The sequence below is a fragment of the Enterobacter sp. genome, assembly GCF_977039595.1.
Window position 1 is genome coordinate 1 of record NZ_CDRQYH010000035.1, and the last position, 330, is coordinate 330.

The 330-nt window shown below is 56.4% G+C and carries 1 pseudogene; it reads left to right on the forward strand.

The window, feature by feature from the left end:
- Positions 1 to 230: pseudogene (locus ACWYRJ_RS12255) on the forward strand (FUSC family protein); the annotation flags it as partial.
- Between the last annotated feature and the right edge of the window lie 100 nt (positions 231 to 330).

Below are 330 nucleotides of genomic sequence, written 5' to 3' on the forward strand. Positions count from 1 at the left end.
AGACCCTGCTGACCATCGCCCATGCGCTCTATGAAGGCAACCCGCAGCCCGTGCTGGCGAACAGCGAGCGGCTCAATGAAATCGTGGCGGAACTGAAGCAGTTAATCAACGAGCGGCAGGGCGATAACGTGGCGGAAACGCCCATTCACGGCTATGTCTGGCTGAGCCTGGAGCTAGCGCGACAGCTTGAGCTGCTATCGCACCTGATTTGTCGGGCGCTGCGCAAATAAAACGCGGATGTGACGCCTGCTGCTTCGATTCAGCAGCAATTGGGGTTATGATAGCTTTAAACGATGTAGCCATTGTCATTCGCAGCCGCTGTCAGTAAGG